9 protein-coding genes are annotated in these 8,012 nt (G+C 30.5%); 1 reads left to right on the forward strand and 8 read right to left on the reverse strand.

The annotated features are described in order from the left end of the window. Window positions 1-16: 16 nt before the first annotated feature. The 7 genes from ACJDTP_RS14330 to ACJDTP_RS14360 all read right to left on the reverse strand — a co-directional run bounded on the left by ACJDTP_RS14330 (window position 17) and on the right by ACJDTP_RS14360 (window position 6,029). The gene (locus ACJDTP_RS14330; RefSeq protein WP_406761600.1) at window positions 17-367 is read right to left on the reverse strand and encodes a 1,4-dihydroxy-6-naphthoate synthase; all 351 of its coding nucleotides are present in this window, start codon (window positions 365-367) and stop codon (window positions 17-19) included. A gap of 130 nt (window positions 368-497) precedes the next feature. Continuing rightward, window positions 498-1,844, reverse strand: coding sequence for a B12-binding domain-containing radical SAM protein (locus ACJDTP_RS14335; RefSeq protein WP_406761601.1), 1,347 nt, complete (start codon window positions 1,842-1,844; stop codon window positions 498-500). A 217-nt stretch (window positions 1,845-2,061) separates the two neighbouring features. Continuing rightward, window positions 2,062-2,277 (reverse strand): helix-turn-helix domain-containing protein, encoded by a 216-nt coding sequence (locus ACJDTP_RS14340; RefSeq protein ID WP_077307491.1) that lies wholly within the window; start codon window positions 2,275-2,277, stop codon window positions 2,062-2,064. Between the two features lie 55 nt (window positions 2,278-2,332). After that, complete coding sequence (locus tag ACJDTP_RS14345) at window positions 2,333-2,809, reverse strand: DUF2975 domain-containing protein (protein WP_406761602.1); 477 nt, start codon at window positions 2,807-2,809, stop codon at window positions 2,333-2,335. Between the two features lie 412 nt (window positions 2,810-3,221). Then, window positions 3,222-4,517: an IS30 family transposase gene (locus ACJDTP_RS14350; RefSeq protein WP_406761603.1), complete on the reverse strand. Its 1,296-nt coding sequence runs from the start codon at window positions 4,515-4,517 to the stop codon at window positions 3,222-3,224. A 355-nt stretch (window positions 4,518-4,872) separates the two neighbouring features. Beyond that, a complete protein-coding gene (locus ACJDTP_RS14355; RefSeq protein ID WP_406761604.1) occupies window positions 4,873-5,571 on the reverse strand; it encodes a LiaF transmembrane domain-containing protein in 699 nt (232 codons plus the stop codon). 2 nt (window positions 5,572-5,573) lie between these two features. Next, window positions 5,574-6,029, reverse strand: coding sequence for a LytTR family DNA-binding domain-containing protein (locus ACJDTP_RS14360; RefSeq protein ID WP_077837892.1), 456 nt, complete (start codon window positions 6,027-6,029; stop codon window positions 5,574-5,576). A gap of 265 nt (window positions 6,030-6,294) precedes the next feature. On the opposite strand from ACJDTP_RS14360, the gene ACJDTP_RS14365 reads away from it, so the two are divergent. Continuing rightward, window positions 6,295-6,759, forward strand: a complete 465-nt coding sequence (locus tag ACJDTP_RS14365) for a redoxin domain-containing protein (protein WP_406761605.1) — start codon at window positions 6,295-6,297, stop codon at window positions 6,757-6,759. Between the two features lie 305 nt (window positions 6,760-7,064). On the opposite strand, the gene ACJDTP_RS14370 is transcribed toward ACJDTP_RS14365, so the two are convergent. Continuing rightward, a complete protein-coding gene (locus ACJDTP_RS14370) occupies window positions 7,065-7,742 on the reverse strand; it encodes a cell wall-binding protein (protein WP_406761606.1) in 678 nt (225 codons plus the stop codon). Window positions 7,743-8,012 lie beyond the last annotated feature (270 nt).

Below are 8,012 nucleotides of genomic sequence, written 5' to 3' on the forward strand. Positions count from 1 at the left end.
TAATTTACATATATCTTTATTTGGAAAGTTCATTTTGAAAATCACAAGAAGCAACAACCTTATATCCTAATGATCTTAGATTTTCCAGCAAGATTATTACTCCTGTAATATACTGTTCTTCCTTTATATCTTCTCCAGGCTCAATACCAAGATAATATTTTGAGTATAGAAAACCGTCTTCTTCTTTAACGCTTTTTTCTTCACTAAAATCTTCATTATTTATCAATTCTATTTTCATTAAATCTGAGATGATTGTCCATCTTTTTTTGCTACCCATTGTTATTTTTTCAATTAAACTCAATATAACTTCTTCTTCTTCATCAGTGTTGATGAAAATTTTACAGTACGAACTTCTATATTTACTCATATTATCACTCCCTCATAACAAAATATTATCTAATATGTACTCAATACAAGTATACATTAATAGATGGAATACGTAAATATTTTGAAATAAGGCTCTAATTATCCATTTAAGTACGTTATAATTAATATAACTATTTTATTCTATAAGCAACCCATCTTGAGAACCTTCCTATAACTTCAAATGAAACTATATTACATACCAACTCAGTTAGCTTTCCAAACTTCCTATAAAGCAAATTAAAAGCTAAAAATGGAATCCATTGTTTTTTAGATTTAGGCAGTCTTTTCATTATGTTTTTAAAAGTATACACTTCTTTATATATCCATAGATAGCCATTATATAATTCTTCTGCTGTCATATTCTTTGGTTTGTATACAACATGCGAAGTATTATAATTAGATAAATTATGATCTACTATTCTATTTTCCTTTAATAATGATGCGTATAACTTTGTGCCTGGATAAGGAGTCATTATATGAGACGTTACTGTCTCTATTTTATTTTTAACTATCCACTCTAATGTACTCTTAAATATTTCTGCATCATCTTCATCTAATCCAAAAACAAAGCTTGCATTTATCATTATCCCTCTTTTATGAATTTCATCAACAAGCTTCTCATATCTGCTTACACTATTTTGAATTTTATGTACGCTCTCTATTGATTTACCATTTATACTTTCAAAACCTATGAAAAGGCTTTGGCAGCCTGATTCTTTCATATCATCTAATAGTTCAGGCATGTCCACTATATTAGACGTAACTGCTGCATTCCATTTTAACTTTAGAGGTTTTATTTCCTTTAATAATTCCTTAGTCCATTTAGGATTTCCAATAAAATTATCATCAATAAACATAATATGTTTTGTTTTTAGTACTTTAATGTCTTTAATTACATCTTCTATAGGCCTATTAATATAAGTTTTAATGGAATTAGTGCAGCTATTATAGCAAAAATCACATTTAAAAGGACATCCCCTGCTTGTACTAATTATATTAGTATATAAATATTTCTTATTATCTATCATGCTATAATCAGGTGATACTATTTCATTTCCGCAAATATTTTTCATATCATAATATATCTTTTTAATTGAATTATTTTCTACATCCTTAAGAACCTTCTCCCAAACCCTCTCAGCCATTCCTATAATTATCGCATCAAAGCTGTTTACAGCTACTTCTGGATCTGCTGTTATATGTATACCTCCTGCAATTACTTTTACCCCACGCTTTTGGAATTCCTTTGATATTTCCACTGCCCTATTCATAACATCTACAGTAACAGTTATTGCAACTAAATCAACATTCTCATCAAAATCTATCTTATCAACATTTTCATTTTCAATAATAATCTCATGTTCTTTAGGCGTAAGATTTGCTATTGTGAGTAGAGCTAATGAAGGAGACATTCTTGTCTTTAATTTTGTATCCATAGGCCTTGGAAGCATTGCAGGTTGAATTAACTTAATCTTCATAGTATTTCCCCTTAAATTATTATATTGAAATTATTAATTTCAAAGCATTATGCTTATTGGATAAAATTATCAGATTTAACATATTGCACATAAACTATTATTAGAATAAAATATGTAATCTTGCTCATACTCTATAGAACTCTGATAAAAAAGAATCTACAAATTATAAATAATCTTTCTTTTACAAAATGAAAAACTAGTTATATTTATCTTATTTTTAAGTATCCACATCACTTCTATACTCTAATATATCGCCTGGCTGACAATCTAAGGCTTTGCATATTGCCTCTAAAGTTGAAAATCTAATAGCTTTTGCCTTGCCATTTTTGAGTATAGAAAGATTAGCCATTGTTATTCCAACTTTCTCAGTGAGCTCCGTCACACTCATTTTTCTTTTAGCAAGCATGACATCAATATTAATTATAATCGCCATATTATTTCCTCCTGTATTCTTCATTGTGTATATCTAGACTATCGAACTTGATGATTTACACTGTTAAATCATTTTCTGATTTTATGTCTATGGCTTCTTTTAGAAGTCTTTGAAGAACAGCTGAAAAAACTGAAATTACTAACGAAGCAAAAATAGGTGTCATTCCAATTATTATGAGACCTGGGGCATCGTCTTTCTCTGCTAACAAGTAAACAAATGGAATTACTACCACATATAATGCAGATATTATAACTGCACAGTATTTTATATTCTTTAAAGCCTTTACAGATAACTCAGAAAACGCTATGTTTTTATCAATATACCCTAAAAGCTTTAAAGCCTGATACAATGCAACAAAGAACGGAACAACTGATACAAACATCCCTATTAAAATTGGATATATCATATTTGTATAGTCTGTATTCACTGGATTATTAGTTAACTGAACTGCTCCAAATATGCATAAAGCAAGAACTGGAACTCCAATAAGAATAACAGCTATCTTTAAAAAAATCGTTGAATATCGTTTCATAAAAAGCACCTCACTTTTAAATTCTATATATAAGATATCACACCTTTTATCGTTTATCAATAAATTTTTATTATATTTCATATATTATTTATTTTTAGACAAGAAGATATTGATTAATTGGGTTAATCGAAAGACCAGATGCCACTTTGTAAAACTAAAAGCTATATTTGTAAGTGAGAACTTAATCTTTGTAAATGAAACGCAGTTTTTGTAACCCAAAATCCAGTTTTGTAAATGAAAAGCCACATTTATAATCCAAATACAGTTTGATTTCATCTCATTTCTGGTGTATGATTGTGAAAAATGAGCATGCCAAAGGGAGGTCGACTCGCTCTCGATTTTTTTGTAATCGGAGAATCCACCCCTGAATTTTTGTTGAAATGATATGTTGACGGCACTGCTTATTTAAAGGTTACTTTTTGAGAAGGGCTGGTTTTAGCATGATGTCTCCGGCGGCAACCGGATTGCATTCAAGTTTATGCAAAACCTCTTCTCCGTGATAAAAGCTGAATGTTTCGTATGGGCTACGGTTGTTCAGCTTTTTTCTTTTGTAAGAATTAATATGATTCATCATTAGATTAATATCATCTTGAGTCAGATTATTAAAGCTACTTCCTTTTGGAAGAATCCGACGAATCAATTCATGGTTTACTTCGATAGCCCCTTTCTGATAAGGACTACTCGCATCACAGTAGAATACACGAGTACGCAAAAGGGGATGTGTGCTCCGATATTCAATCGCTTTTGGATTGGAGAACTCACTTCCGTTATCTGTAAGAATTACAGGAAATAACTCCCAAAATAATTCTTTACCAAGTACCTTATCAAGATGATTAAACACATCCGTAACAGATTTTGAAGTATTAGCATCACGAAGAAATGCAAGCATCAGACTACATTCTACAAAGTGGATAGTCAAAAGGCATTTACCACCTTTGATACCGATGACAGAATCCATCTGCACTATTGTAATGTCTGGATTCTTGTTAATAAAGACTTCAAAATCTTTGTAATTGCGGTCTATACGACAGCCCTTATCCACCTTGAACTCTGGCTTTTTATAGCGTTCACGGAACTTTACTTTTCGCGGAAGGTCGATATTCCTAACATCAAAAAGACAGGCATCAATATAGTTGTAAATGGTCTTTTCGCTACACATGAGTTCATCCTGATGATTTATGTAAATTTGATTTACAGACTGCCCATTTTTAACGAGTGGTGAAATGATGCGATTTAGTCTGTTGATTTCATCTTCTGAAACACAAAGACCACTCCTAGAATCAGAAATCTTCTCGTGAGCTTTAATATGAGCACGTTCAGCATCATAGACATTTTTCATGAGAGTACATTTGCTAAGAGTTTCGCATCCATTGCAGACATAAGGAACATGGTATTTTGCGGTACAGATTTCTTCTATGTAATTTTGGCAGTTCGGGTTACAGGAAGGGCATAGTTTACAATAGATTGAAGATTTCCTGCTACAGTCCTTGCCACAGATATTTTTAAATCTGCAATTAAATCGATTCCGGCAAGCGTTAAATGGAAATCCAGGATAGCCTGTTGCTACTTCATAACTGTATTTGCGAACTTCTCTGGAAATAGTGGTTGGATCCTTTGCCATACGGCGAGCGATTTCTTTAAATGAGAGACTTTCCTTTAGATACTTTTGTAAATCCAGTCTCTGTTCATAAGTAAAAAATTTAGACATATATCCTCCATTCTGCCGCCAACGTTTTAAGGATAAATGTCTGATAAAAACAAAGCAACAAAAAAGACTGGCTCATCACCAATCTTTTTGTAATCCAAGACGCAACCTATTGGTATATTTATTTTATTTAAGAATTATAACTCAATCTAAAATTGGAAGGATTGCAGTTCGATTTACAATTGAGGTATTGATTAATTGTGTTAGTTTAAAAACGAGCTGAAAAATCCTGATAGCAGATTTGGACACAAAAAAGAACTACATCCTTTGTGAATGCTTTGCCTTCATGTGTAGTTCCTAAACAAAAAAAGTGCTATATCTCATGATATTTAGCACTTTCTCTGTAACATCTTCTTATTTATATATAAATTATTTCTACTCCTGAAAAACTAACATCTCCAACTAATGTTAATGTATTTGTCGATCTCTCATTGTTTCTATTTTTTTCATCAACAGAACCCAAAAATACATTAGTCTTATTATCAACCTTCCAAGTTCTTGGTATATATAACTCTACTCCTGAAAAAGAAGCATTAACTCTTACTATAGCATTTTCGCTACTCATAACTGCATTATCAAAATACACCTTCATAGCTCCAAATGAGCAGTTAAGATCAGCTTGTTCAAATTCATTTGTATTTATATATTTAATACAAGCTCCAAATGAATTTCTAAATATAATATTGCCTTCATCTTCTATGTCAATTTTTTCGAATTTATAATCCTCATGAACATGATTATGATGAATCCAGTTAACATTTTTATGAAAAATCATGGAAAGGCCGATGCTGCCAAATAGTGCTGCCATAAGCACAGTCCAAGGGGTAATAGCTGTAATTCCTAATTGTCTAGCATAGATTATACAAATAAATGCAATTGGAAATAGAATACCTGAAAAGTTAAGATGAGGTATACTTTTTGCTATGATCACTACTAAAAAAACTGTTAATATTAAACTAAATGCATTTATATCTGGGAAGTATCCAAGTTTACTTATAACCATAAAGATCCCTGCTAGTATAAATAAAATTCCCCAGAAGACTCTTTCTTTTTTCATCATTATTTCCTCTTTTCTAATAATTTAATTTTTAATGGCTTGTAATAATATCTTGAGACATACACCTGTTTGTGAGTATTTTGAAATTCAACTCTGCTTGATGATGATATACTTTTTGTTATGGAGTAAATATGATTTGTATTTAGTATTGTTGATTTTGAAACTCTCATAAAATATCCTGGCAATAATTCCTCGAGTTCATATAGCTTATACTTTACGTTATATATATTATCAATGGTGTGTGCACAAATACCGCTTTCTTCAGTTTCAAAAAACAAAATTTCTTCCAGTGAAAGATAATACTCTGTTTCTCCTTTGTAAAAGGTTATATGCTTTTTTTGCGATAGCAGCTCACCAAGCACAATTTGAATATTTCTAACCTCTTCATTTAATTCATTACATTTAATAATAACTTCATTTTCTTTAATTTCATTATCAAGTTCAACCCGTATTTTCATATTTTCACTCCCCACATCTTTATTATATTTGCTGACTTTTACGTTGTAAACACGATAGCAGTAAGTGGTTAGTTATCACTTGTAAGTGGTATATTTTTATATACTTTGTTCATGATCTTTGATTTTTCTAAAGCTTCACTTATTATTTATCTAGAATAATCTTTAGAAAAAATAACTCTTTTATACTTTTTCTTCTTAATTTTCATAAAAACTATCGTTTAGGGAATTCTATATTAAGAGAATTTAAATAGAAAGGAAGATTATAATGACTCCAATTACAATAGGTGCAGATGCACCAGATTTTAAGGCAAAGGATAATAAAAAACAGGATATAAAGTTATCTGATTTTAAAGGAAAAAAAGTACTTCTTTCCTGGCATCCTCTAGCTTGGACACCAGTATGTACAGATCAAATGCGAGCATTAGAAACTAATTTCGAGAAATTTCAAAATCTCAACACTGTTCCACTTGGATTTAGTGTAGATTCTCAGCCTTGCAAAGAAGCATGGGCAACTGTTCTCCAAATTAAAAAGGTTAGTCTTCCATCAGATTTTTGGCCTCATGGTAAAATAGCTTCTGACTATGGAATATTTGATGAAACTAAGGGCATATCCGCCCGTGCCAACATAATCATAAATGAAGATGGTAAAGTACAATGGATAAAAGTTTACCCATCAGAACAACTTCCAGATATAAATGAAGTTTTACAGGTTTTATCCAATAACCAATAACATATTAATAGAATGATTAAATGACTTGTTTATGATTTAATAATTTTGTAATTGCATTTATAATTCATGCTTAGCATATTTTCTAAGCATGAATTATAAAATTGTACATATATATGTTGCAATTCACAATGCACATTTCACAATTCACAATTACAGCTAAAATTCTTACAATATTTTTAGAATTATGATGAAGAATTATTTTTGCAATATATATACTTAAAAATCCAAGGTTAATACAACCTTGGATTTTTATAATATCAACTTATATATAAACTCTTCACTGTAAAAACCAACTTTATTTAAAACTATTTATCTTTGTCTAGATTACGCCAGTTACCATCATATCCATAGCTATCAAGCCACTTATAAGTTTTTACTATTTCATTATTCTTTATTTGGTATATTGAAAGTCCGCCTTGATGTGGTACGCAATATACATTTTTAGTTGTCTTCCCAACCATGTATCCACAGAATTCTGAATCATGAGAGCTTGTAAGGGTAAAAACATATACTTCCTCTACTGGTAGATTCCATTTATCGCTGGCTATGAACTTCTTAATATTCCCTTCAAAATATCTTTTGGTCAGCTTAGCTCCGTAATCATCATTCATTTTTGAAATGTAATTACTATCTTCTTTTAATATTAAATTTCTTGCTTCTTCAGCTTCCTTGGATGGTTTAATCCAAGTTCCATCTTCATCTAGTTCATATCCATCAATTACAGTACCATGTGCCATAGCTCCATCTTGATAAAAATAATGCCAAGTCTCATAATAATTATCTTGCACCCATCCAGTTTTCATATATCCATTTGAATCAAAATAATACGTCTTTTCATTAATATCTCTCCATCCCTTAGCATATAAATTTCCTTCTGAGTACCACCATCCACTATTATCTTGTCTCCATTCAGCACTGGCTCCGATTGGGCTTAAAACTAATACTGAAATTACTACTAACGCACCAGATATTAACTTTCTCATTTTATTTCCCCCATATTTATTTATAACATGATTTTATGTTATTTATATTTATAAAATACTACTAATTATATTTTATGAATATATAGTGAAATTTATGAGCTTAAACTGGTTATTAAGATAATTATCGTTGCTTTATTTTGATTTCATTATGCATTCCTCTATGATTGGCATTATTGCAGCATATTCTTAAGAATAGGTTGTTGAGTAAACAAAATTTGTAAAAAATAAATAAGCCATTCCTTTGTGATATAATAATTTCGCTAAAAACCA

Source organism: Candidatus Clostridium helianthi (assembly GCF_045310795.1).
Classification (GTDB): Bacteria; Bacillota; Clostridia; order Clostridiales; family Clostridiaceae; genus Clostridium; species Clostridium helianthi.